General features: G+C 36.0%; 17 protein-coding genes. All 17 read left to right on the top strand.

Translation table 11 applies throughout. The features are described from left to right. The first annotated feature begins 112 nt into the window (after positions 1–112). The gene (locus HH304_RS14865; protein ID WP_271711637.1) at positions 113–862 is read left to right on the top strand and encodes a response regulator transcription factor; all 750 of its coding nucleotides are present in this window, start codon (positions 113–115) and stop codon (positions 860–862) included. A 152-nt stretch (positions 863–1,014) separates the two neighbouring features. Beyond that, complete coding sequence (locus HH304_RS14860) at positions 1,015–1,623, top strand: DUF4255 domain-containing protein (RefSeq protein WP_169683034.1); 609 nt, start codon at positions 1,015–1,017, stop codon at positions 1,621–1,623. A gap of 3 nt (positions 1,624–1,626) precedes the next feature. Beyond that, the gene (locus tag HH304_RS14855) at positions 1,627–2,760 is read left to right on the top strand and encodes a hypothetical protein (RefSeq protein ID WP_169683032.1); all 1,134 of its coding nucleotides are present in this window, start codon (positions 1,627–1,629) and stop codon (positions 2,758–2,760) included. 16 nt (positions 2,761–2,776) lie between these two features. After that, complete coding sequence (locus tag HH304_RS14850; RefSeq protein WP_271711636.1) at positions 2,777–4,492, top strand: phage tail sheath family protein; 1,716 nt, start codon at positions 2,777–2,779, stop codon at positions 4,490–4,492. A gap of 18 nt (positions 4,493–4,510) precedes the next feature. Further along, positions 4,511–5,923, top strand: coding sequence for a phage tail sheath family protein (locus HH304_RS14845; RefSeq protein WP_169683030.1), 1,413 nt, complete (start codon positions 4,511–4,513; stop codon positions 5,921–5,923). Between the two features lie 35 nt (positions 5,924–5,958). Beyond that, entirely contained in the window at positions 5,959–6,393 is a 435-nt protein-coding gene (locus HH304_RS14840) for a phage tail protein (RefSeq protein ID WP_169683028.1), read from the top strand. 3 nt (positions 6,394–6,396) lie between these two features. Further along, positions 6,397–6,849 carry a phage tail protein gene (locus HH304_RS14835; protein ID WP_169683026.1) on the top strand — a complete coding sequence of 151 codons (453 nt, stop codon included), beginning with the start codon at positions 6,397–6,399 and terminating at the stop codon, positions 6,847–6,849. 6 nt (positions 6,850–6,855) lie between these two features. Further along, positions 6,856–7,020 (top strand): DUF5908 family protein, encoded by a 165-nt coding sequence (locus HH304_RS14830; RefSeq protein WP_169683024.1) that lies wholly within the window; start codon positions 6,856–6,858, stop codon positions 7,018–7,020. Further along, positions 7,021–7,734: a CIS tube protein gene (locus HH304_RS14825; protein ID WP_169683022.1), complete on the top strand. Its 714-nt coding sequence runs from the start codon at positions 7,021–7,023 to the stop codon at positions 7,732–7,734. Beyond that, positions 7,731–9,479 carry a type VI secretion system tip protein VgrG gene (gene vgrG / locus HH304_RS14820; RefSeq protein WP_169683020.1) on the top strand — a complete coding sequence of 583 codons (1,749 nt, stop codon included), beginning with the start codon at positions 7,731–7,733 and terminating at the stop codon, positions 9,477–9,479. Before HH304_RS14825 ends, vgrG begins: the two co-directional genes overlap by 4 nt. An 18-nt stretch (positions 9,480–9,497) precedes the next feature. Beyond that, positions 9,498–9,779, top strand: coding sequence for a PAAR domain-containing protein (locus HH304_RS14815; protein WP_169683018.1), 282 nt, complete (start codon positions 9,498–9,500; stop codon positions 9,777–9,779). Between the two features lie 12 nt (positions 9,780–9,791). After that, the gene (locus HH304_RS14810) at positions 9,792–10,205 is read left to right on the top strand and encodes a GPW/gp25 family protein (RefSeq protein ID WP_169683016.1); all 414 of its coding nucleotides are present in this window, start codon (positions 9,792–9,794) and stop codon (positions 10,203–10,205) included. After that, the gene (locus HH304_RS14805) at positions 10,202–13,549 is read left to right on the top strand and encodes a baseplate J/gp47 family protein (RefSeq protein WP_169683015.1); all 3,348 of its coding nucleotides are present in this window, start codon (positions 10,202–10,204) and stop codon (positions 13,547–13,549) included. Before HH304_RS14810 ends, HH304_RS14805 begins: the two co-directional genes overlap by 4 nt. After that, positions 13,549–18,279 (top strand): hypothetical protein, encoded by a 4,731-nt coding sequence (locus HH304_RS14800; RefSeq protein ID WP_169683013.1) that lies wholly within the window; start codon positions 13,549–13,551, stop codon positions 18,277–18,279. The genes HH304_RS14805 and HH304_RS14800 overlap by 1 nt, the downstream gene beginning before the upstream one ends. Before the next feature lie 4 nt (positions 18,280–18,283). Further along, the gene (locus HH304_RS14795; RefSeq protein ID WP_169683011.1) at positions 18,284–22,546 is read left to right on the top strand and encodes an MSCRAMM family protein; all 4,263 of its coding nucleotides are present in this window, start codon (positions 18,284–18,286) and stop codon (positions 22,544–22,546) included. Further along, positions 22,546–24,039, top strand: coding sequence for a contractile injection system tape measure protein (locus tag HH304_RS14790; RefSeq protein WP_169683009.1), 1,494 nt, complete (start codon positions 22,546–22,548; stop codon positions 24,037–24,039). Before HH304_RS14795 ends, HH304_RS14790 begins: the two co-directional genes overlap by 1 nt. Beyond that, complete coding sequence (locus HH304_RS14785; RefSeq protein ID WP_169683007.1) at positions 24,033–25,385, top strand: ATP-binding protein; 1,353 nt, start codon at positions 24,033–24,035, stop codon at positions 25,383–25,385. Before HH304_RS14790 ends, HH304_RS14785 begins: the two co-directional genes overlap by 7 nt. Positions 25,386–25,396: the final 11 nt, after the last annotated feature.

Raw genomic sequence — 25,396 nt, 5'->3', positions numbered from 1 at the left:
TGTATAAAGTCTTGATTGAAGGTTTTTAATGACAACTACATGTTTTAGTCACTAATGCACCCTTTTTATGGCAATCAATATGTAAAAAGTTAGAAACCAACACCACACGACTATGTATTTATATAAAGAACAGGAAGAAAACCTTCGGTTTATTTCTCATTCCGATCTTCTTTCAAGAGAAAACCTGCGTCCATTTGATGAAGTTTCATCCGTTGTATTTTTCTTATGTGATTTAAGTACCAGCCAGATTTTATTCATTAGTAATTCCTCTACAAAGATTTTAGGTCATGATCCTCAGCAATTGATGAGTGGAGGAGTAAGTGCGTTTATTGCTCTTATTCACCCTTCTGATTATTCTATTCTTCTTAGCCAATATGCTGCAGGGTTAACTGATATTAAAAAGAATCAGTCATGTAGTGATAAAAATCTTTGTCTTACCAGTCACCTTAGAATTACACATGGCGATGGGCATTATGTCAAATTGCTGGTAGACCTGATATTGTTGAATTTTGATGAGGAAAAGAAACCAGCTAAGGTATTTGGAAACCTGAAAATATACCCGAAAAGGTATCACTTTGGAAGTCAAGAAACTGATTTAAATTATAAAATGTCAAATTCTGGAAGTGATGACAATGAGGTTATTCAATTAAACCTTCAAAAACCGCCTTCAGAAAAAGTTTCTTGTCGGGAGTTACAGGTTTTAAAGCTTATTGCTCACGGTTATTCAGCTAAACAAATAGCGCATAAACTTTATATAAGTGAACATACCGCCATTAATCACCGGAAAAATTTGATAGAAAAATTCCAGGTAAAGAATACAGCCGAATTAATTAAGAATGCTTCAAAAGTGTATTGGCTTTAATTTCATGTTATTGATTATTAATTAGTTAGATGTTATTTTTTAGAGGCGTGATAATTGGTTTCTCCAAAATAGCCATAAATGGGGATTGAATATCCTTGTGAAAGACTGGAACTTGGAAAATCAATTAATTAAAACATTGGGAGTAAGGGTTTATGCTGCACACCGCGCTACAATTTCTGACAACTGAACTTAATGATTATCTAAAGTTAAAAACTGGTGATCCGGATGAAAACCGGGTATTTATCACAAACGTGGCTACTGAGAGTAGTGGTGTGGTGATTCCTGATATGGCATTGGGTATGTCATTAATTAATATCGAAGAGGAAAGAATTTTTAAAGATCAAAAAACAACCATTATAAACAATGATGGTCAAACTGAGCATATTAACCCTGAAATTAAACTGAATCTTTACATTCTTATTTCAGCCAATTTTCAAGATAAGCAACAGGATTCTGCAGAAGATGATTATGTGGAAGGCTTAAAACAATTGTCTTATGTCATTTCATTCTTTCAAAGCAAAAATGTCTTTACACAAGAAAATTCTCCTGCTATGGTTGACAGGGACCCTAACCTGAAAAAATTGATAGTTGAATTATATTCTTACTCTTTTGAGCAGTTATACAACTTTTGGAGTGTTCTGGGTACAAAATATCTCCCTTCGGTACTCTACAAGGTAAGACTTCTTAGATTTCAAGAGCAGGCTGTTCAGCAGATTAATTTACCAATTGAAAAAATTAGAATTAACTCATCTGGAAAATAAGCTATGAATATATTATACACCCGTCTATTTAATTTAAGCATAAAGCATGACTTTTATGAAAATGGTCTTGCACAGGGTGTGAATATATTTCCTTCTTTAGAAACAACTAAACTCTTAAAAGGGGGACGAATGTTGTTTAAGCATACCTCTAAGGGTGTAACAGTTTTGTATAGAACTGAAGATGATGAAACAACTCCTTTTGTAGATTTAGGTAAAGATGTTCGTCTAACCTTTGAGTTGTCTCTAAATAATAAAAATCAGTTTTTAAATATTACTGATTTGGATGAATCTCCAGCAAAAAAGTATTCTTCGTCAAACATATTATATTTCAAAAATAACCCATCAGCAGCATCGATAAATCCTGCTACACCCGAACCATTAGAGTTTGAGTTAATTGACTTTATTCAATCAAGATTATTTAGCTATTCCTTTAGTCTATCGGGATCACCAACTCAGGTTTTGTTTCGGGTTTTTGAAGAAACAAATAATACTTTGGTTTCTATCGGTAAGGATGTAAACGGAAATCTTTTTCCGGATACAATAACTGTTTCTAAACAAGATAATGATTCATACAGTCAGCAAATAGATTTAAGAGATCGCCCAAAAGGGAAATATCGCATTGAAATCTGGAATTCAGGAGACACGACCAAGCTTCAGGAAGTTAAAGTCTATTTAGATGAAGATATGGCAGGAAAGGATATCAATGGAATTGTTGACATCATTTATGATACAGCTCAGGATCATATCTATGATGATGTTGAGGAATATGCCATAGAATTTAGCAGAAAGGTATCCTTTTGGAAATATCTGGTAGTAAATAAAAGCAACAATCATAATTTCAATCTGGATACATTTAGTATCAACGATGCTGGCTCTCCAACTACAGCCTATGTTGTTAATAATTTCATAGTGGTGGGGACCGTACCTAGTGCAGATATAAAAGTGAATGGTTTAGATACCATTGTTTTTAAATCTGATGCCGAAATACCTTTTTATGAAATACCAAAGGTTAAACTACAATTAAAAAAAAATGCACTAGTAAAACCGGTTTTAGGTGATTTACCTAATCCGCTTCATAGTGGTGTAGTCAAGGAAGAAGCTGGTGATTTAGCTTCGGAAATTTATGTTTTTATATAACAAACATTAAAATACTATGGCAAATTATAAAACTCCGGGAGTATATGTAGAGGAGATATCTACCCTACCAGCTTCTGTAGCTCCTGTGGCTACGGCCATCCCGGCTTTTGTCGGATACACGGAGTTACACTCTACTGATAAACCAGTACGAATTACTTCATTATTAGAGTATCGTGAAAAATTTGGAGTCAGTAAGGCAGAAGCAATAAGCATAACACTAACAGTAAATGGTGTTGACCCAACTATTACAGATATTACGATTGCTGATCCTGCCGGGGGATTATCCAAGTATTTACTTTATTATCAGCTTCAAATGTACTTTATAAATGGCGGAGGGCCTTGTTATATAGTTTCTGTTGACTCATACCAGGAAGACGGAAGCTTTGATAAAGGAAAAATCCTTGCTGCAATTAATAAACTGGAAGAAGAAGATGAACCTACAATATTGCTTGTTCCTGAAGCGGTAATGTTTACCAGCGCTGGAGATAGGGCTGATATCAACAATGCATTACTTAATCAATGTAATAAGCTACAAGACAGAGTGGCAATAATGGATGTGCCTGTTGTTACTTCAAATACTGTTCTTCAGGATGCTACTGCATTTAGAAATAATGATGTAGGAATGAGCTATCTAAAATATGGGATGGCGTATTACCCATCATTAAAAACTACACTTGTCAGGTATTATGATGAAGATGCTCTTGTTATAACCGATAACAGAGGTGGAGCAGGAAGTGGGGCATTTCATAACTTCTCATTAAGTGTTATCCCTCTGGGTGAACAAAATGCTCTCGGTAAGATAGTGATTACTAATAATGCTAACATTGATAATGATGTATTTCAAATAGGTACAGATACTTTTACCGAAGGAACTGATTTTGACAAGGATACAAGTAAAAATAAAACTGCTGCAAAATTAGCAGAAGCTATAACTAATGCTGCCAGTGCGAATTATGAAGTAATTGATCAGTCTGGAAATACAATTTTAATACGAGCAACTAATCCAGGTGCAGCCGGAGAACTTGACTTTTTATATACTGATAGTGGTTCTGGTGTAGCTGCTGAATTATCAGGAATTACATTAGAAAGAGTTGCTGCAGATACAACACTGTACAATGATATTAAGAAAAAGCTCGATACTACATACACTTTAGATTTATATCCCGGAGGAAGTATGGCAGGTATATATGCCCGTGTTGACAGAGACAGAGGTGTCTGGAAAGCACCGGCTAATGTAAGTGTCAATGGAGTCAAAGAACCTGCTGTATTAGTAACACATGCTGAGCAGGAAGAACTAAATGTAAATGCTACTTCAGGGAAATCAATAAATGCTATCAGGCCTTTTGCAGGTAAAGGAACGTTGGTTTGGGGAGCAAGAACACTTGCTGGTAATGATAACGAATGGCGATATGTTCCAGTAAGAAGATTTTTCAATTTCATGGAAGAGTCAATTCAGAAAGCTACTGAACCATCTGTTTTTGAACCAAATACACAAGCTACATGGACACGGTTAAAAGCAATGATTGAGAATTTCCTTACTCAGCTTTGGAGTGCAGGTGCTTTAGCAGGTAGTACTCCGCAACAAGCCTTTTTTGTTAATGTGGGCTTAGGTAAGACTATGACAGCTTTGGATATTCTGGAAGGCAGATTAATCATTGAAGTTGGCGTGGCAGCTGTGAGGCCAGCTGAGTTCATAATTCTGAAATTCTCTCATAAACTACAAGAATCATAAAACTTAAAAAATATCAATATGTTACCACCAAAAACCCCGGGGGTCTATATAGAAGAAATATCAACGTTACCTGCATCGATTGCTAGTGTAGAAACTGCAATTCCTGCTTTCATCGGGTATACAGAAGATGCGACGTTGCTCAATACCCCAACCAGAATTACATCATTGCTTGAATATATAGATAAATTCGGCGGAGCTCCACCTCAAAGTTTTACTTTGACTTTGGATGATATCTATACTGATGGAGTTTTAACAACAAGAACATACACTGTGGATGACCCCACAGCAAGTATATTTAAACTTTATCATAGTTTAGAACTATACTTTAATAATGGAGGAGGTCCATGCTACATTGTTTCAGTGGGAGCTTATTCCGGAGGAACTGTTGCTCCTGGAACTGCTGATCCGAAAGTAGGTTTACTTGGTGGAATTGCTGCCACGGAGAAAGTTGATGAGCCTACATTATATGTTTTTCCTGATGCAATAAGTCTTGCTGATGAAACAGCATATGGCTCGATTGTAAAGGATGCTTTGGCAATGTGCAATAAGCTTCAGGATAGATTTACCATTTGTGATGTTTTTGATAATGGTACTGCGACAGGTATCACTGACTTTAGAGGTGAATTGGGTATGGACTATTTAAAATATGGTGCAGCTTATTATCCTTCTTTACAAACATCACTTAATTATGTCACTGATAAGGATAATTCAAATATTACTCACAACATAACAATTAATGGTACTGCACCGGTACCTGCTCCGACTAACCATACAGGTACGCTTACAGCAGTAGAAACTGCAGATCAGGTGATCTTTAGAGGTTTTCAAGCAGAAATCAAAAAGAAATTTATGACTTTACCTGCTTCTGGAGCCATTGCAGGTGTATATGCGAGAGTTGATGCAAACAGTGGAGTGTGGAAAGCTCCGGCCAATGTAAGCTTAAACTCTGTAACTGCACCAACTGTAAAAGTAACCCATGAACAACAAGCAGGTCTGAATGTTGATGCTTCAACAGGAAAATCTATCAATGTAATCCGAACTTTTTCTGGTAAAGGAATCTTGGTTTGGGGGGCAAGAACTCTCGCTGGTAATGACAATGAATGGAGATATGTTCCTGTTCGAAGGTTATATATCACCGTTGAGGAGTCTGTTAAAAAAGCAACTGAATTTGTGGTTTTTGAACCTAATTCAGCAACAACATGGGTTCGGGTTAAGGCAATGATTGAGAATTATCTGACTAGTTTATGGCGTGATGGCGCACTAGCAGGAGCAAAACCTGAAGATGCCTTCTTTGTGAAAATCGGACTTGGCGAAACAATGACTTCCCAGGATATTCTGGAAGGTAGAATGAATGTAGAAATTGGAATGGCAGCAGTCAGACCAGCTGAATTTATCATTCTTAAGTTTTCTCATAAGCTTCAGGAAGCATAAATAATATTTAAAAAATCAACTAAAATTTAATAATCATGGCAGAAAGTTATCCAGTATCATCATTTCATTTTCAAGTGGAATGGGGCGGTACCAGAATTGGATTTACAGAAGTTTCAGGACTTACCGTAGAACTTCAGACTATAGACTACAGAGAAGGAAATGCTAAAGAAACTCAGGTTACAAAAATGCCTGGAATGGCTCAATTTTCTAACATAACTCTTAAGAGAGGTATGTATAAGTCAGATAATGAATTCTTTCAGTGGCTCAATACTGTTTCTTTGAATAGCATCGAGAGAAGAGATATTACTGTGAGCCTTCTGAATGAAGAACATGACCCGATTACTGTTTGGAAAATCAAAGCTGCTTTTCCAACAAAGGTAGAAGGACCTTCATTGAATTCAACCGGTAATGAAGTAGCGGTAGAGTCAATAGAATTGGCTCACGAAGGATTAACAGTAGAATATATTTAATCCATGGCCAATTATTATCCACCGGTAAGTTTTCATTTTCGGGTTGATATAGACGGCCTTACAACTGGCGACCGGGATATAAATTTTCAGGAGGTTTCCGGATTAAATGCTTCGGTAGGTGAATATACCTACAACGAAGGTGGAGAAAACCGGTTTGTCCATAGACTACCGGATCGTGTTACTTACGAAAAACTCATTTTGAAAAGAGGTATGCTGGTAGGATCTTCATTAATAGGGTGGTTTAGAGATGCAGTCGAGTCGTTTGATTTTGACCCGAAAGATATTGTTGTCACATTATTAAATGCAGATCACGAGCCACTCGAAGCATGGAATATTGTTAAAGCCTATCCTGTTAAATGGTCTATTTCCGGTTTTAATGCCCAGGGAAACGAAATTGTTGCCGAAACCATCGAATTGGCTTTTCAATATTTTGTAAGAATGGAAGTGAATAAATAATCGCATATGCCAATTGAAATTAAAGAGTTGGTGATTCGGGCTACAGTTGAGCGTGAACAGCCACAACGAAATAATATGATGTCTTCAGGAGCAAGCAATTCTCAAGTGCGGGCACTAAAAGACAGGATTGATCAATTGATGAAAATGATTAACGAAAGAAACGAAAGATAAATGGGATTACTTGATGGGAAACTTGCTAAAATGTTAATTCTGTCATTTGCTACAGATGATGATGGATTAATGAAAGGGATACCGGTTCCTTTCCCAGTAATGTATAATCCCGAAAAGTTTTCTAAAAGTATTCGAACAAGATACCAAAGAAGACAAGTTCCGGGTGATGCCGGGGAAGAATTGTCTTTTGAAGGAATTGAAGGTGATGAAATTAGTTTTGAATTTCTTTTTGATGCTACAGGAGGATCGATTAATTCAATCCAGGGGGAAGCTGCAAAAGCACTTGATGGTGTGGATGTCCAAATCGAACTCTTTCTTGCTTTGACCCATTCAAGAGATCCGAATGAACATCAACCTCCAAAGCTCACTCTTGTATGGGGGACTTTTATCTTTGATTGCCGACTTGTTAATGCTACAATTGATTATACCCTCTTTAATTCTTTGGGGCGTCCTTTAAGAGCGACGATAAATGCAACGTTTAAAGGCGATGAGCCAAGAATATTACAAGCTGCTTTTGATAAGTTGTTTTCTGCTGATTTAACTCATGCCAGAATAGTAAAAGATGGGGAGACTCTACCAATGATTTCTAAAGAAGTTTATGGTGACCCAAAATATTACCTGGAAATAGCGAGGGTTAACAATCTGACAAATTTCAGGAGTATTCCGGCAGGGACTGAATTGATTTTGCCACCATTAGATAAAACAGAGAAATGATTTCAAGAAATATACACGAAACCGTTCTTGATGTAGTTTCTTATTCCATCTTTTCAAATGGAACGGAATTACCTGATAATTTTGCAGTAGAGTCTATCAGTGTTACTAAATCAGTTAATAAGATTTCCAGTGCCAGATTGACTTTGCAGGATGGAAATATTCCTGCTGAAGATTTTCCATCAAGCAATCAGGATGAATTTCTTCCCGGGAATGAAATCGAAATAAAAATTGGTTATCGCGATAACATCGAGACAGTTTTTAAAGGGATTCTAATAAAACATGGAATCAAGACCAGAGAAGATGAACCCTCTCAACTAATAATTGAACTAAAAGATATTGCCATAAAAATGACTATCGGAAGAAAGAACCGATACTTTCAAGAAGTTACCGATAGTGATATAATTGAAGAAATTTTAGGTGAATATGATGTAGACCCGGATGTCGAATCAATGACGGTTAATCATCCTGAAATGGTACAGTATTATTGTACAGATTGGGATTTCATGGTTACTCGCGCTGAGGCAAATGGTAAATTGGTTTTTGTTGATGATGGTGCTGTAATTATCAAATCACCGGATCTTTCATCTGAACCGGTCCTTGATCTGGTCTATGGACAGAATATAAAAGAGTTTGATGCCTGCATGGATGCAAGAGATCAGTTTGGGGGCATCACAAGTAACTCGTGGGACTATGCTCAGCAAGAAATTGTTTCTTTTGAAGGTGCTGACCCAATGCTGGATAGTACCGGGAATGTTTCGGTAAGTGATTTATCAGATGTCATTGGTTTGGAAGCATTACCCCAACAGCATGGTGGAAGAGTAAGTCCTGAGGAGCTTCAGTCTCTCTCCGATGCCCGATTTTTAAGAAGTCGATTAGCAAAGGTAAGAGGCAGGTTACGGATCATAGGTTATTCTCAAGTTAAACCAGGAGATGTCGTGCAGTTAGGAGGACTTGGAGATAGATTTAATGGTGTTGCCTTCGTCTCTTCAGTTGGACACCATTATGGCTTAGACTCTTCTTGGTATACGGATATTGAAGTTGGCCTTTCTCAGGAATGGTTGATTGAAAAGTATGATAATGTAATGGCCAAGCCTTCAGCATCAATGCTGCCTTCTATTCAAGGTTTACATATTGGAGTAGTTACTGCTATTCATGATGATCCGGAAGGTGAAGACAGAGTGCAAGTCCGACTACCGATCATTGATGCTGAAAATGAAGGTATATGGGCAAGGGTATCAAGTTTGGATGCCGGTGAGAATCGAGGAGCCTTTTTTAGACCGGAAGTTGATGATGAAGTAGTAGTAGGGTTTATTAATGATGACCCGAGATATGCAATAATTCTTGGTATGCTTCATAGTAGTGCAAAGCCTGCGCCAATCACAGCAACTGAAGAAAATAGCGAAAAGGGATTTATAACTAAAAGTGAGTTGAAAATTCTTTTTAACGATGATACAAAAGTGATAACCATCATTACTCCAAATGAGAATAAAGTTGAGTTAAATGATGATTCCGGATCAATAACAGTATCAGATGAAAATGGGAATAGCATCCTAATGGATTCTTCTGGTATTACTATAGAAAGTGCCGGTGATGTGAATATTACCGCAAGCGGAGATATCAATTTAGAAGGCACAAATATTAATGCTACTGCCTCTGCAAATGTTGTTTGCGAAGGAAGTTCAGGAGCAGAGTTTAAAACAAGTGGGATTGCAAAGATCGAAGGCTCTCTTGTTCAAATTAATTAATAAAAGCAGTTAGGAATTATGCCTGCAGCAGCAAAAGTCACAGATACAACTACTCACGGCGGGACAATTATTGGCCCGGGTGAGCCAACAGTACTTATCGGAGGAATGCCAGCAGTAGTTGCAGGTGACATGCATGTTTGTGTAATACCTCCTCCTACAGCAGGACCTCATCCGCCTTCGCCATTTTCTTCAGGAAGTACCTCTGTCTTAATAGGTGGGAAACCTGCAATAAGAACAACAGATACTTGTGGATGTGGCGCAATGTCAGCGGTTGGAGAACCCACTGTTTTAATAGGTTAAAATAAAGTTAATATGGCTCAAGGAAAAGAATTTTTAGGTCGTGGATGGAGATTTCCGGTATCATTTAAAAAGGGATATCTGGGAGCTGAATTAAGTGAATTTGAAAAAGATATAAAAGAGAGTTTGATCATACTGCTTTCAACAATTCGTGGTGAACGGGTAATGAGACCAAATTATGGAACTAATGTCAGGGATTTAATCTTTGAACCACTGGATGTTTCAACAGGTACTCTGGTAGCAGAAGAGCTAAAAAAAGCTATTCTAATTAATGAACCACGTGTTTTTGTCGAAAAGATTACTCCTGTTCAAGAAGAGTTGAACGGCTTTTTAGAAGTAAGCATTGAGTATACAATTATATCAACCAATACAAGGTCAAATCTGGTAATTCCTTTCTATGAAAGTGAAGGAACAAATATTAAACAATGAGTGATTTTTGTACATCGGGTAATACACAAACTGAAACTGGAGATAGCCAACAGAGCTGTCTTTCTAAAAATCCTCTAGTTAGGGATGGAGTGAGTCAGCAACAGCGCTTGCTTAAAACTTTATTGCCTTCCTACGTAGATGTGGATGAGCGAAGTATGAAAGATTTGATCCGGTTTGTTTATGAGTTAGGAGAAGAGATTCAATACTATGAGTATGACAACATTACTGCAACAGTAATGAAAGATACCTGGGATATATTTTTCCAGATTACAGATGAAGAATGGGATCAATTTGATTTAGACCAATACCTTAATAAGCTTAAAATTCAAAAAGATACACAAGTTCATTTAGCTTTATTTTTTGGTTTTTTATATGTCTTTAAAATTGCTCAGGACGATTTAAATACCTTAACCAAACGTCATTTAGATTTTTATTATCGTGATGTCCTTCAGTTAAAAGAAAATCCGGCAGTACCTGATAAAGCAGCAGTGATTTTTCACTTGGCTAAGAATGTAAAAGATTATTTGATAAAGGCAGGTACTAAGCTAAAAGCAGGTAAAGATGATACTGGTGTTGAGCGTATTTATGAAGTTATCGATGATATAGTAATAAATAAAGCTAAGGTCACTGATTTAAAGGCGGTTTTTGCTAATATCCATGATCGTCTGAATGATGACCTTCCTGGTCTTCAAAACGATAACAGATTATATGCTTCTTCCATCGCAAACTCATCTGATGGTGAAGGTGCGAAAATTGAGAATGAGGAATTGAGTTGGAAGACATTTGGTGAGCCTGTTTTCAGTGAAGCGGGTGGTGTTTTTACTGCCGATAGATTACAACCTGAAATAGGCTTTGCATTTGCATCACCAATATTGTTTTTGGCAGAAGGCGAAAGAGTGATTACTATTGAACTGACTTTTTCTTCAAATATTGGCCTTTCAGGAGCATTACAAAATGATCATTTCAAAGTTAAATTAAGTGGTGAAGAAGAATGGCTTGAAGCTGTAGCTGAAAATGCGCTTGATACGCAGTCTGATGGCAATAAAATAATTCTTAAACGTACCTTAAAGGAGAATTTGCCTGCCGTAGTTGCATATGATGAAGAAACTTTAATTCAACCCTATAAAACTCAGTGGCCTGTTATTCAGGTATTGTTGAATAATGAAAAAAATCATGATCCTTTTGTCTACAAATTATTAAAAGGATTAACACCACAGAGTGTAAATATTAATGTTCATGTCACCGGAGTAAAAGATTTGATTCTTCAAAATGATTTTTCAGTTCTTGATCCTTCAAAACCTTTTGTTCCTTTTGGTAACAGACCTTATGTAGGTAGTAAATTTTATATTGGAAGCTGGGAGGTATTTCAAAAGCAGCTTTCATTACTTAAAGTCAAATTTCAATGGAACGATTTGCCATCAGGGACATTTGGGAATTATTATACTAATTATGATTCGATACCTTCATCCTCTACCGATCCAGTCCCTTCAACTTCAAGAAAAAATACCAGCTTTAAAATTGATATTAAAGCATTGGATAAAAAGACATGGGTTAGCCTCCTAAGTGGAAACCAAACTAATTTATTTACATACTCTAATGGAAATGCAGTTGGTGATGCCAATGGACTTCCATCTGCCGGATCATATAGCTTAATTAATACTATAGATGCATCTAAGTTGAGTGCAATTTCTAGAGATAAAAAGTTAAACGATTTTGAAGAGTATGATATAAATACTCAAAAGGGTTTTATAAGAGTTACATTAAAAAGTGTAGACTTTGGTCATTCAAAGTTCCCTAATGCGTATGCAAAGCAGGCTATAGAACTGGCTAAAGAAAGTTCAGCCGCTTGGGCCCAACTACCCAACACTCCATATACCCCTTCATTACAAGAGCTTTCATTGGAATATGAATCAAATGTTAGTTTTAGTTTTGATAATGAAAATGCAAGCTTAGAAAACTCAGAGCAATTCTTCTATCATGAGCCTTTTGGAGTGAAAGAAGTTATTAAAAAGTCATCTACGGTAAATTTATTGCCTCAATTTAATGATGAAGGCAATTTGTATATTGGAATTAGTGATTTAGTTCCCCCACAATCATTATCTCTTTTATTTCAAGTATCTGAAGGAAGCGCCAATCCTCAACGAGATATTCAAGAGGTGGATTGGGCAATTTTATCTAATAACGATTGGGTTCCATTTGATAAAAAAACGATTCTTTCTGATAGTACAAATGGATTGTTAACATCGGGAATTATTCAGTTTGCGATACCTGAAGAAGCTTCTAAAAATAATACGCTCTTACCCTCAGAGTACTTCTGGCTTAAAGCTTCGGTTACCGAACAATCTGATGCAATAAGTAAGCTGATTGATATACGTGCACAGGCTGTAATGGTGAAATTTGAAGATAATAATAATGATCCTGACCACCTGAGAATTCCGCTACCTGCAGACTCGATTAAAAAACTATTAAAATCTAATAGTGCAATTGATAAGCTGGAACAGCCATATGCATCATTTGGCGGAAAGGTAATGGAAGAAAGCAGGGATTACTATACCCGGGTCAGTGAGCGGTTAAGGCATAAAAACAGGGCAATTACCATATGGGATTATGAACATATGATTTTGCAACAGTTTCCTTCAGTATATAAAGTTAAATGTATTAATCATACGAGGTTTGAAGGAACATTAGTCAATTATTCAGAAATGGCTCCAGGGCATGTAACTCTGGTAGTAGTTTCGAATGTGCAAAATAAAAATGCTGTTGACCCATTAAGACCAATGACTAGTCTGGCAACCTTAGATAGCATTAATGAATACATCGATGCTCTTAACCCAATGAGTGCATTGATTCATGTTGAAAATCCAATCTATGAAGAAATTAAAGTATCATTTAAAGTAAAGTTTTTCAGCAGTGAGATCGGGTTTTATACAAACAGACTAGAACAAGAACTAAGAGAATTTCTTTCTCCGTGGTCGTCTCATTGTCCTGCAGATATAACCTTTGGAGGTAAAATACATAAATCTGTGATCATCAATTTTATTGAAGAGCGCTCATATGTTGATTATCTCTCCTGCTTCAAGATGTATCATATTGTTCCTCTTGATCCGGAAAATGATCCAACCAAAGATATTGATGAGGCTATAGCCACTACTGCTGTTTCAATTTTAGGTTCAGCAGATGAACATGAAATATTACAGATTGATACTTCTGTCGATTGTTGTGACTGCCCTGATAATGAAGTAGCAAGTACAGCTCAAATAGCAACTGCAGACGATTGCTCTTGCTACCCGGAAATAACCTCAATTGAAGAACCAACTGAAACCGATTTTATAGATCTGAGCTAATGATAGAAAAATCTCAAACCATATCAAAAAAAGCCCCTGAATTAAAAAGTATGCAATATGAACTATTGCGTGAAACAGGTATCAAGCATATTCAGGAGTTGGCAGGTAAGCTCTGGACGGATTACAATTCCCATGATCCGGGGATTACCATGCTAGAGGCTATTAGTTATGTTATTACGGATATTGGGTTCAGAGTTAATTATGATATAAAGGATATTCTGGCTCAGAAGCTAACAGATACTTTTGATATAAAGAATTTCTACACAGCGGGTAAGATCCTGCCAAATTGTCCGGTAACTAAAAATGATTACCGAAAGCTGATGATGGATGTAGAAGTGGTGGACGAAATTGATGGAGACTGTAAGTATGCAGGCGTAAAAAATGCATGGATTAGCAGATCACCGGTTGCTGAGCATGAAATTTTTGTAAATAATAGTAAAAGCAAATTATCGCTTGATCCGGTTCCATTAGTGCCTGAGCAGGATAGCTATTATGTTAATGCGCTTTATGATGTGCTGTTAGAGTTTGATTCTTGCGATACTTATGGGGATTTGAATTCAAATACCATTGATAAAGATCTTGTCATTTTTGAACATTTGCCAGACCCGAATATTCAGGGAGTCAGGTTCAATATAAAAATAGAATTTCCAAGATGGGATAATGCTGAGGTTAATTGGGAGGACTTAACCAGTGTTCAGGCCAACATAATTAATGTAACAGTAAAAATCTTTGACCTTCCTGATAATTATACTCTTAATACCTCCATTAGTAATAAGAATGAGGTCATTCTAACTGGGAATAAAGAAATTGGAGGCACAATCAGTGCAATTGACGGGCTATCTCAAATCATCGATAAGGTAAATGAATTTGTGTATGATCCTATTGAAGGATTGGTGCAGTTATATGTTCAAAAGGTAAATAAAATTCATGAAATAGTAAGTGAGGTCTTTGATACACTACATGCAAACAGAAGTCTGTGTGATGATTACTACAAGTTCAATGCACTTAAAGTCGAGGAGATCTTACTTTGTACCGATATTGAGATTGATCCAACTGCAGATGTAGAAACTGTCGAAGCCAATATTTATTATGAAATTTCGAAATTCCTCTCTCCACAAGTAAACTTCTATACTTTGGAAGAAATGCTTAATAAATGCAGAAACCAAATCAAATATGAAGTTGGCGAAATAAAACGTTTCAAAAAAACTTTTACAATTAATCAGGCACTAGAAGAAGATATTAATCAGGATGACATAATAACACTTTTGAATGCTGGTGAGCTTGATGGAGAATATACTGTCTCCTGTATTGGAAAAAACAAAGAGAATCCGGAATTCACCGATATTCAGGTTTATGAAGATATTCTGACTAATGAGTTTAATGAAGGGGCATATATCTTCAGAGGGACCATTGATGATACTCTTTGCTTAACAGTGGACAAGGTATTTGAAGGCCCTCTATTAAAGCATGGATTTATAGATGATGATGAATTAAACAGGGCTGAAAGAATTAAATGCATTCATGTTTCTGATTTGATTAGAATAATTATGGATGTGGAGGGAGTTTTGGCTGTCAATAGTATTCAGATTGCTAATAGAGCATTAGATAACACAGATAATATTCCATCAAAAAGCGTTAAGTGGTGTTTAGAGCTAGCTATGGAAGAAAACTATGTGCCAAGACTTAATCTGGATGATTCAAAAATAACTTTCTTTAAAGATCAGTTACCCTATCACGCAAATAGAATAGAGGTTCGAAATATAATTGAAGCGCTAGAAGATAACAGTCGACCTCAAAAAATACATTATCCTAAGATGGATATTCCAATTCCAAAGGGGGAGTTTAAAGATCTTGAAGCGTATATAAGTGTGCAAGAAGAATTTCCTCAGTCTTATGGAGTAGGCTCAAAAGGTATTCCCGGGCTTGAAGCACTTGATGATACCGGAAAGGTTATTAAAAAAACAGAAGTAAAACAGCTGAAAGGGTTTCTGCTCTTTTTTGATCAGTTATTGGCAAATTATACATCGCAACTTTCCCATGTTAAGGATTTGTTCTCAATGAATGGTGAGAAAGATAAATTTGGCAATTACCTTATTGATAAGACCTATTTTTCTCAACCCTTATTTGATATTATTCCTAATGCTGATCCACTGTATGTTGATAAGTCGGGGCACGTGGTAAAACTTCAGGAAATAGTTGAAGACCAAAAGTTATACGAGACCAGAAGAAATAAATTTCTGGATCATTTACTCGCTCGATTTGCAGAAACTTTTACAGACTATGCTCTTTTATCTTATAAAATTTCAGGATCAAAAGCACCGGAAGAATTAATTGAAGACAAGCTTAAGTTTTTAAATGATTACCCTGATTTAAGTAAAAGCAGAGGAAAGGGGTTTAACTACATGGATGAGTGTAAAAACTGGCATGTTGATAATGTTTCAGGTCTTGAAAACAGAGTTTCTTTACTAACGGGTATTGAACCATGGCCGATAGATAAGTTGGCTTTTACCAATAATTTCAAAGTAATTCCTGATGGGTTACAGTTTAAAGGTCAGATTGAAGACGATAGTGCCAATGTTTTACTTGAAACGGCTCTTTTTGACACAGAAAATGAAGTTAAAGAAGCTTTTGAATTGCTTTTGATTAGTGGTGTTAACTCTGAAAATTTTGAAATATTTGAGAAAGATGGGGATCTGGTTTTTGATCTTAAATGTAAAGAAGAGCAATTGGGAGTATCAGTTAAAACATATACAAATGATGTAGCTGGCACTGATGAAGCAGAGGATGATATTGATACCCTGGTTGAAGTTTTAGAGCGAGAATATTTTACAAACCCACAGTCAAACCGAAAAAATCTAAGTTGCCCGATTCTAAATTATTTTGAATACGAAGTGGTGGCAGATATGACTCCGGTAGACCCTGAACCTCCAACATTTACAATTAATTATACTCTTTATTCCAAGTCATTTGGTTTTACTTCAGAAAATGCATTATTGGAAGGAAGCATAACCAGACCTGCTGAAGTTGGAGACACTGAAGCCGAAGTTTTAGAAAAAGGAGAAGAATATGCGCATCAGGCTCTATGGGATGTGATTAATAATGGATCGAGTAGAGGGCATTACACTTTTGACTCATCCGGATCATACCATTTTTCAATTCATGACAGGTATGGAGAAAATATTGGATTAAGTATAGCAAATGATTTTAACGATGCCGTTGCTGATGAGGCTGCTAACTTAACCTCCGGACAAGTTGAAGTATCGGGTTCAACCCATCATGACGGTACTTATGATGTGATTGGAGCAACTGCAGATGGAGCAACAGTTGAAATAGAAATTGACGGAGCTTTAGCTCCTCTGGAATATGATGGAATGCTTTCCTGGACTGAAAGTTTTGCCATTGAATCTTTAGATCTCGACAACAGGATAATTGAAATAGGTAATGATATTACCGGTTTAGTTAAGGTAGGCGAAAAAATAAGTATTACAAATTCTACCAGTAACGATGCTGATTATACCATATTATCTTTAGAGGCTGGAGGTGCCGGAACATTAATTGGTATTAAAGAACCTATCTCAGACTCCGAAGATCCGGGTGAAATTACTTATAGCAAGCAATTTGAAATTACAGGTATAACAGCTTCATCCTTTATCATAAAAGGCATGGCCGATGAAGAGGCTATCCAGGAATTGATTGATTTTATCGAAGGCACTTTCTTTTACCATGAAGGTATGCATGTTATTGAACATGTTCTTCTGAGACCAAGAGTTAACGAAATGCTTTTTATTATTCCTGAGGGCGAGACTCTTCAGGAAGGATTGATTCCACAGGGAGATCTGTATTTTCAAAAAATAGTTCCTATTGTAAGTGCCAGTGTAGAAGATAGCCAAATTAAAGTGGCAGGAGATATAACTAGCGAGATGGCAGTAACAAGCATTATTAATATTACTGGAGGTAGTTTTAATGATGGTCAGTACAAAGTAAGTAGCATTGCTTTTGATGGTACAGATACTGTTATCTCAACCAAAATTGATGAAACACCAATTGCCTTCGACCTGCCGGATTCGCCTCATTTAAATGGGGATCTGGTATATATCAAAAAGGCATCAATAGATAATGTAGTTTCTGCGGACAATAAAATCATAATTAGTGATAGTGATGCTTTAAACCTTCAGGAAGGAAATAAAATTCTAATAAAAGATTCTCAAGATTCTATCAATGACAGGCGCTATTTGGTGAGTTCAGTTATTGATAATGCAGGAAGTATTGAAGTTACTTTTGATAGAATTGAAGAGTTAGTTCAAGATAGCCTTTTGCCAATTCATCTCGATCAGGATTGCGAATCTTGTAAGCAGAAAGATCCTTATTCTTTCGTCGCCAGTGTAGTTCTGCCTTATTGGCCGGGAAGGTTTATTAATCTTGACTTCCGAAAATATATGAATAAGACCATCCGACTTGAAACTCCGGCTCATGTGATGTTGAATATTTGTTGGATTAGCTGTGAGCATATGAGTGAGTTCGAAGAAAAATATAAAAGATGGCTTGTTGAAATTGGCAAGGACGAACCAGATAAAGCCAAACTTTCAAATGCATTAACAGAATTTATAGACATTCTTACCAGAATTAGAAATGTGTACCCTACAGGTAAACTTCATAGCTGTGAAGAGGATGACACTCTGGAAGGAGTAATAATATTAAACAACTCAGTTTTAGGTACATTTAACACATGATGTGATGAGTACGATTATCAATAATTACCCCGTATTTGAGGATAGCCAGGTACTAACAAGTGGTCAGCTAAATCAAATTATAAAATATCTGGATCAACAAAACAGACTTACCAGAGTAGCCCTGATAGGAATGGGAATAGTATGTGGTATGAAGTTAAGCTGCAAAACAGAAGATTCAAAATCCACGCTTACGATTTCAAAAGGGGTTGGAGTCACTTCAGAAGGATTTTTAATAGGTATAGGAAATTGCCCTACGACCAGGTATCGTGAGTATGTTTTACCTGATACCGTTAGCTACCCTCCGTTTGAACATGAAGACCTGAAACTATATGAGTTGTTAACAGAAACAGCACTGACTCAACCAGAGGAGGTAGTTACTGATCTTGATGAAAGCTTCCTGAGTGATAAAGTTGTTGTCCTGTATCTTGAATGCTTTGATAAAGATTTGAAATCATGCCTGGGTAAAAGCTGTGATGAATTAGGTATAGACAGAATCTTCACTCTCAGAAAACTATTAATTAGTAAAGATCAACTTGAAAATTTGGTTTGGCCACTAATTGAAGGGGGTAAATCAGATGCATCTTATCCGGAAAAGAATTTATTACCGCCTTATCTCTGGAAAAGACCTTTGATGGATAGTGAAGTTGATAATTATTATGAAATGGGAGTTAGGTATTTAGGTGCCTTAGCTTCTGATTCATTTCTTCCAATGCTATCTCAAACATATGATATTTATGAGCCGGTGTTATCTGAAGTCTATGGGGAAAATCCATTTACTTCATCAGTGGTAACAGACAAAATATCTAAAATCATAGATTACGTTTCTGCTTTTCTGGCAATGGAAGAACCAATTTATGGTGTTCAGTATCTGTACGATTTTGTAAAAGATCTTGGATTGGCATATAATGAATTTAGAGATGTATCCTTCGAGTTATCATCAGTATGCTGCCCGGATATGGATCGTTTTCCGAAGCATTTAATGTTAGGAGAAGCTTGTGGCTCTGAAGAAGATGTGTGTATTCCTTTAAAATACAGAAATGAATTTGTTGGCTCTCCAATTATAAGCGGACAAAAGGACCTTGTTGAAAAAGTGCGGTTTTTGCATAAAAGGATGGTACTGATAATTGAAAGCTTTGATCTGGATAGACTAGTGAAACCAGTAGAATGGCCTTTAAAAATTACTCCTTCATGTGAAAAGAAAGGAACACTCTCACAACGAACCATTCCAATATACTATGATTCTAAAAAGGAAAGTGAATTTGATAATCTAAGTACACTTGAAAATACATGGAATTTTGAAGTTTATAGAAGGTGTTATGAGTCTGATTTTCCAAAGCAGTTATCTTATGATAATCATGAATTCGATAAAGACCCTGAACATCCGATAAGTACACCTTTAGGATTTGAATTGGATCAATTTAACTTTTTGAGGATAGAAGGCATTCTGGCTAAAAGTGTAGAGGAGGTAAAATCACAAATATTAGAAGCAAAGTCAAAATGGAACCTTTCGTTTGATGTTAAGGCAATTCATTTTGGTGAATTACAAGAAAAGGGAAGTATTCCTGATTGTCTGATTGCCGATTTACAACCTGATTATTCTATTTGGAGGAATAAGCTACTACTAGTTTTAAACAACCTGGTAAGGGCAAACAAATCTGTTGAAGAGGTTGTGCTCAATAGAAAGGAGTATAGTGCCACTTTTGATGAAATGTCAAATAAGAAAAAGTCATCGGAAAAAAGTAAGTCTGATATTTCTTCATTTGCTGGTAGTCTTTTTGATATGCAGAATTTTGCTAACATCTCTGAAGAGAAACTGGATTTTAATAATCTGAGCAAAAAAGTTTTTGAAGCTGAAATTAAACTGGCAGGAGCATCTAAAAGAGCGAAGGTTAAGCGTTCAGTATCTGTTCGTTCTGCAGAAGATACTTCCCTCAGCGGACTGTTTTCTGATCTGAATAATTGCTTATTGGGCTTGATTCAGGCTATGCCAGTAGATTTTAAGGACTTTTCAATGGAGGAATGGCTGTCAAAGTATAAATGTGCGATGAGAGTATACATTGAATTGATGAAGTTTTTAAGTACAAGAGCTACTAGTAATGTCTTGATGGTCAGGGTGATAATTATTCTGTTGATCATGTGCTTATTGTTTGATGTAATCAAATTTCTGGCTATTTATCCATACATCACAATCAGAACCTTATACGATACGCTTCAGGAAAGAATAGATCTGTTGGCTAAGTCATTGGAGTTTTCAAACTTTCAGAAAGATCACCCGGGTATGGAACATAAGGCAGGAGTAGCTCCCGGAGATACCTTTATTCTAGTATATCAGGCAATTCAAAGAGATTTTGGTAAAATAGATGAAAAGACAATTCAATTACTAGAAACATTAGCTAAGCAACCATTATTGGGTAATAGTGAACAAGGTTTAGAGATTAAAATGCCTGATGCGGAGCAAATGATCAAGGTGATAAATGCAATGGAAGGCACCGTTGTCGCTGATTTTACACTACCATTTATCTGTTGTGATGATTGTAGTAACTTACCTCATACGCCGCTAACCTTAGACCCGTTGGTTACGCCTATTTGTGGTGTCGTTGGTTTTGAAGATAAGAAACTTAACGCTTACAGGGTTTTGCAAAAACGAGTGTTAAATAATCTTTATGATCCTTCTGTCTATAAAGTTTCTCTTTTAACAAACCCTAAATTGGGTAATGTGGAGTTTACTGAAAAAGTATATTATCCCGATCCAACTAAATTAAGTCAGATATTAAATTATACTGTAGAGCCAAAACTGATAGAGGAGGAAAAGAAACTAACTGAAAGTTATATTCTAATTGATGAGTTCGAGTATCAGGTAACAGATGTTACAAGAAATGAACAAGTAGGAAAAGATAAAATTACCATTTTCATTCCAATTGTTAGAGATGCTCAGGCTTCGATAACAGGAAGGGTGACAGCAGCTGATGCAAGTGGAAATCTATTTAACGTTTTCGATGCTAAAGTTTCTGTATCAGGTACTGATTTAGTTGCCACCACAAATGATGATGGCATCTATGAAATTCCAAATGCACCCGCAGCAACATTTGAGATGGAAGCAATTCACCCTCGTTTTGGTGTAGACCGCAAGAGCGTATCAATTGTAAATGGTGAAAATACTATTGATTTTCAATTACAACCACAGCTTAGCGTAGGTGTTATTACCGGAACGGTACTAGAAAGAACGCCTAATGGTAATAGACCGGTTCCGGGAATAGTTGTAAGTATTGATGAATTAGGAAGAAAAGCAACAACTAAAGCAACTGGAGATTTTATTTTTACTGAAGTGCCTTATGGTACTTTTAAAATAAGTACACAGTTCGGAAATCTAAAAAGAGAAACTTCTGTTAATGTTAATCAGCCTAATAAAGTTGCTAATATCATTTTTGAGTCTGATTCCGGGGAAGGATCTATCAAAGGTACTGTTAAAGGGGTGACAGATGAAAATAAGGAAATATCTCTCCCAGGGGCGAATATTGAAATTTACGGTAGTGAAACCTTTAAACTAAGGAAAGGGAAACCAAAATATGCAGGCACTACAAAAAGAGATGGATCTTACTCTATAGACGGAGTTTCATCAGGCAAATATATAGTTAGAGCTTCTTATAATGGTTATTTATCTGAAGAACAATCCATTGATGTGTCTGACAAACAATCACAGTCAGCTAATTTCATAATAAAGGCTTCCTCAAAAATTAATATCAAGTATGATCGCATGTTCAAGGCTATTGAAATAGACCCTAAATCTCCGGAAGCTAAGAAAATAGAAGACTACTATTCTTCCAGAATGGGTGATTATAAACTTGAAGCTAAAAAGATTAAAGAAAGGCTTGGAGGAACTGAGGTTACTGCAATAACTAAAGCCAATGAAATTATCGAGGAAATTTCAGATGCTAAAGATATCAGTGTTGTGAAACTTAACAATGAGTATAACAGCATTAGAAATGAGCTGGTAAAAGGCTGGGAAAATAGCAGTGGAGAGGAGAAAGAATTACATGCTGAGGCATTGCAAAACATGACCAAAGCCTATATCGAAAGGTTAGCATTTATACAACCGGATAACCTTACTGACACCAGTAAAGATGTCTTAAAGGAAACGGGGTCTCTAATTAATGATAATGAAGAGTTGAATGTTAAAGAAACCATTCAAAACTGGCTTAAGAATTCTGAAGGTTATGTTAATAATGATTACAGAGAAAGCGTGAAAAGGTATTTGAATATTAAATAATGACTCAGAGTAATCATATAATCCACAGACAAGTAATTGACTTAAAAGTATCTGATAAGGAAGAGGGTTTACGTTGGCAGAAAGAATTTTCTTCATACTATAAGGATACAGTCTTACCTGCTTTTGAAAAAGCTTGTGATGAATTATGTGCTGAAAATGAACTTATTCGAATCAATAAAATAGAAATCGATATTGATAAGATTACTTCATCAAGTCTTAGAAGAGGGGTAACACAAGGATTGGTGAAGAAGTTTAAAGAAGAAATTTTGAAAGTAGCTTCTGAAAGTTTGACATTAGTCAATAAAACCAGTAGTTCAAATCATCAAACGTTTCCTGAAGGTGTGTCTTCAATTTCAAGAAGTTCTACTTCTCTTTACGATACCATTATTTACTTTCTTGAATTTGGTGTATTACCTTGGTGGTCTTCTACATTAGATTTTGATGTGAGTAAAGGAATAGAGCAGCTTTATCGGGAACTGCATGACCAATCTTTGAGTAGGTTTACAAAACGCTTGAATTCCTTACTGGTTAACAAACAAAGTCATAGAAGAATAGTAGATGTGTGTCCAACTACGCTTCTTATACAAATATTTGATCCAAATAATGAATATGATTTACAAGGTCTGATAAAAGATTTTCAAAAACTTGATGACAGGATCAATTTAAAGAGAGAGTTTTTTAATGGTGTAATAAACAATTGTGTCATTAGATCATCTAATTCTTCTGTATTAATTGATATAGAAGGAGTCGTAATTAGTGTTATTAAGAAACTTGGGTATACATTTTCTGAAGTGCATAAGTTCCAAAATATGCTAGTTGAAAAAACTGGCGCCAATAGTTCTCTGGTAAAGGTTTTTAATGAATTTATAGATGACAACGTTAGGGTTTCTAATAAAATCGCCATAAACCAACTAGTTGGAAGAAATTCGGGAGTTAAAATCTCAGAGGAGTATGAAGGAAACTACTTATCGATCAAGTTTAACCTTCAAGAAGATGAGTCAATAGAATTAGCAAATGCAGGAAGTGTTCTACTTTGGACTTACCTGCCAATGTTTTTTAGTGAGTTGAAATTGATGAAAAAAGGAGAGTTTAATGATCGGTCATCTCAGGAAAGGGCAGTACAGTTGTTACATTTTTTGGTAAATGGAGAAATTGAGGCTGAGGAGCATCAATGGGTAATCTTTAAACTTTTATGTGGATTGAATCCATCAGAATTTGTTTCTACAGAATTTGAACCCACAGAAGAAGAATCCATTGAATGTAACAATTTACTTCAGTCAGTAATTCGAAACTGGCCTGTTCTTAAAAATACATCTCCATCAGGTTTGCAAAAAAGCTTCTTACGCCGCCCGGGGTTACTTAAAAAAGATGTTAATGGGTGGATGGTTCATATTGAGCGAATTGCTATTGATATTTTACTTGATAGATTGAATTGGCCTATTTCAGTGATTAGGTTGCCTTGGAATGAAAATGTAATACATGTAAAATGGTAAATGAAGCCTTAAAATATAATGCAAATGATCTGCAAAAAGAGCTGGATTGGTTTAAGGAGATTCTTAAAACCAGATCATTACTTAACTCAAAACAAGAATGTAAATATAAAAGTGTTTACGAAATAAATCCTCCCCTATTCAATAACAGCAAATCAGAATATGCTAAATTTATTAAGAAGCATAAGCTTGGTTTTGAAGAAAGGTTTTTACTGATATTGTCTTTAACTCCTCATATAAAGCCAGAGCTTCTCGATATATTTCTGGTGAAGAATGAAAACACCAATCAAATATATACTGAATTTGGAGGGAGAAAAGGAAATACCCATTTAGGGTTTCTTCCTACTGGTGAAACGGCAATGTTTATTCTGGCCGGAAATGATTTGTCTAAAAGATTTGCATTACAGAAAGTATTTGACGGTTCACAGTTACTAGCAAAAGAGAGTATTTTGTGGTTAGAGGAAACGGCTAAAGGAGAACCCGCTTTAAGTGGATCATTAATCATATCTCGGGAAATATTGGATTTATTTACTCTGGGAGAGGATAGAAAACCTGGTTTTAGTTCAGAGTTTCCTGCTAAACTACTTTCAACCAGAATGGAGTGGTCTGATGTTGTACTAACGCCTCAAGCTGAAGAACAATTAGCAGAAATTGAAAGCTGGATTGAGCATCATCATGTTTTACTAAATCAATGGGATATGGGTAAAATGGTCAAGCCTGGCTACAGGACTTTATTTTATGGGCCTCCAGGTACTGGCAAAACGCTGACAGCAGCATTGTTAGGAAAGAAAACAGGTCGGGATGTCTATCGTATCGATCTTTCTCAGATGGTTTCCAAATATATAGGTGAAACCGAAAAGAATCTTGCAAAGGTGTTTGATCGTGCCGAAAATAAAGAATGGATATTATTCTTTGATGAAGCTGATGCTCTCTTTGGAAATAGAACGAGCACAAAAGATGCACATGATCGATACGCCAATCAACAAGTTTCATATTTACTACAAAGAATAGAAGATTATAACGGCCTTGTGATATTAGCTTCAAATCTAAAGACAAATATTGATGAAGCATTTATGAGGAGGTTTCAGTCAATGATTCATTTTCCTTTACCTGGTAAAGATGAGCGTTATCTTCTTTGGAAAAATGGGTTTTCAAAATCAGCTCGATTATCTGAACAAATTGACCTTGAAGAAATCGCTGAGAAATATGAAATATCTGGCGGGGTGATTATCAATGTAATTCAGCTATGCTCATTAAAAGCAATAAGTAGACAAAGTAATGAAATTCAACTTCAAGATATTGTGGCCGGTGTAAAAAGAGAGTATGGGAAAAACAGGAGGACGGTATAAATTGATGTGAT

Source organism: Marinigracilibium pacificum (genome assembly GCF_012926615.1).
GTDB classification, from domain to species: domain Bacteria; phylum Bacteroidota; class Bacteroidia; order Cytophagales; family Cyclobacteriaceae; genus Mangrovivirga; species Mangrovivirga pacifica.
Note: the sequence above shows the minus strand (reverse complement) of the source record. Positions and strands in the feature narration are given on the sequence as shown.

Excerpts from the sequence above, each read along its gene's own strand:
- HH304_RS14865 (WP_271711637.1), top strand. The coding sequence starts at position 113 with ATGTATTTATATAAAGAACAGGAAGAAAACCTTCGGTTTATTTCTCAT.
- HH304_RS14860 (WP_169683034.1), top strand. The coding sequence starts at position 1,015 with ATGCTGCACACCGCGCTACAATTTCTGACAACTGAACTTAATGATTAT.
- HH304_RS14855 (WP_169683032.1), top strand. The coding sequence starts at position 1,627 with ATGAATATATTATACACCCGTCTATTTAATTTAAGCATAAAGCATGAC.
- HH304_RS14850 (WP_271711636.1), top strand. The coding sequence starts at position 2,777 with ATGGCAAATTATAAAACTCCGGGAGTATATGTAGAGGAGATATCTACC.
- HH304_RS14845 (WP_169683030.1), top strand. The coding sequence starts at position 4,511 with ATGTTACCACCAAAAACCCCGGGGGTCTATATAGAAGAAATATCAACG.
- HH304_RS14840 (WP_169683028.1), top strand. The coding sequence starts at position 5,959 with ATGGCAGAAAGTTATCCAGTATCATCATTTCATTTTCAAGTGGAATGG.
- HH304_RS14835 (WP_169683026.1), top strand. The coding sequence starts at position 6,397 with ATGGCCAATTATTATCCACCGGTAAGTTTTCATTTTCGGGTTGATATA.
- HH304_RS14830 (WP_169683024.1), top strand. The coding sequence starts at position 6,856 with ATGCCAATTGAAATTAAAGAGTTGGTGATTCGGGCTACAGTTGAGCGT.
- HH304_RS14825 (WP_169683022.1), top strand. The coding sequence starts at position 7,021 with ATGGGATTACTTGATGGGAAACTTGCTAAAATGTTAATTCTGTCATTT.
- vgrG (WP_169683020.1), top strand. The coding sequence starts at position 7,731 with ATGATTTCAAGAAATATACACGAAACCGTTCTTGATGTAGTTTCTTAT.
- HH304_RS14815 (WP_169683018.1), top strand. The coding sequence starts at position 9,498 with ATGCCTGCAGCAGCAAAAGTCACAGATACAACTACTCACGGCGGGACA.
- HH304_RS14810 (WP_169683016.1), top strand. The coding sequence starts at position 9,792 with ATGGCTCAAGGAAAAGAATTTTTAGGTCGTGGATGGAGATTTCCGGTA.
- HH304_RS14805 (WP_169683015.1), top strand. The coding sequence starts at position 10,202 with ATGAGTGATTTTTGTACATCGGGTAATACACAAACTGAAACTGGAGAT.
- HH304_RS14800 (WP_169683013.1), top strand. The coding sequence starts at position 13,549 with ATGATAGAAAAATCTCAAACCATATCAAAAAAAGCCCCTGAATTAAAA.
- HH304_RS14795 (WP_169683011.1), top strand. The coding sequence starts at position 18,284 with ATGAGTACGATTATCAATAATTACCCCGTATTTGAGGATAGCCAGGTA.
- HH304_RS14790 (WP_169683009.1), top strand. The coding sequence starts at position 22,546 with ATGACTCAGAGTAATCATATAATCCACAGACAAGTAATTGACTTAAAA.
- HH304_RS14785 (WP_169683007.1), top strand. The coding sequence starts at position 24,033 with ATGGTAAATGAAGCCTTAAAATATAATGCAAATGATCTGCAAAAAGAG.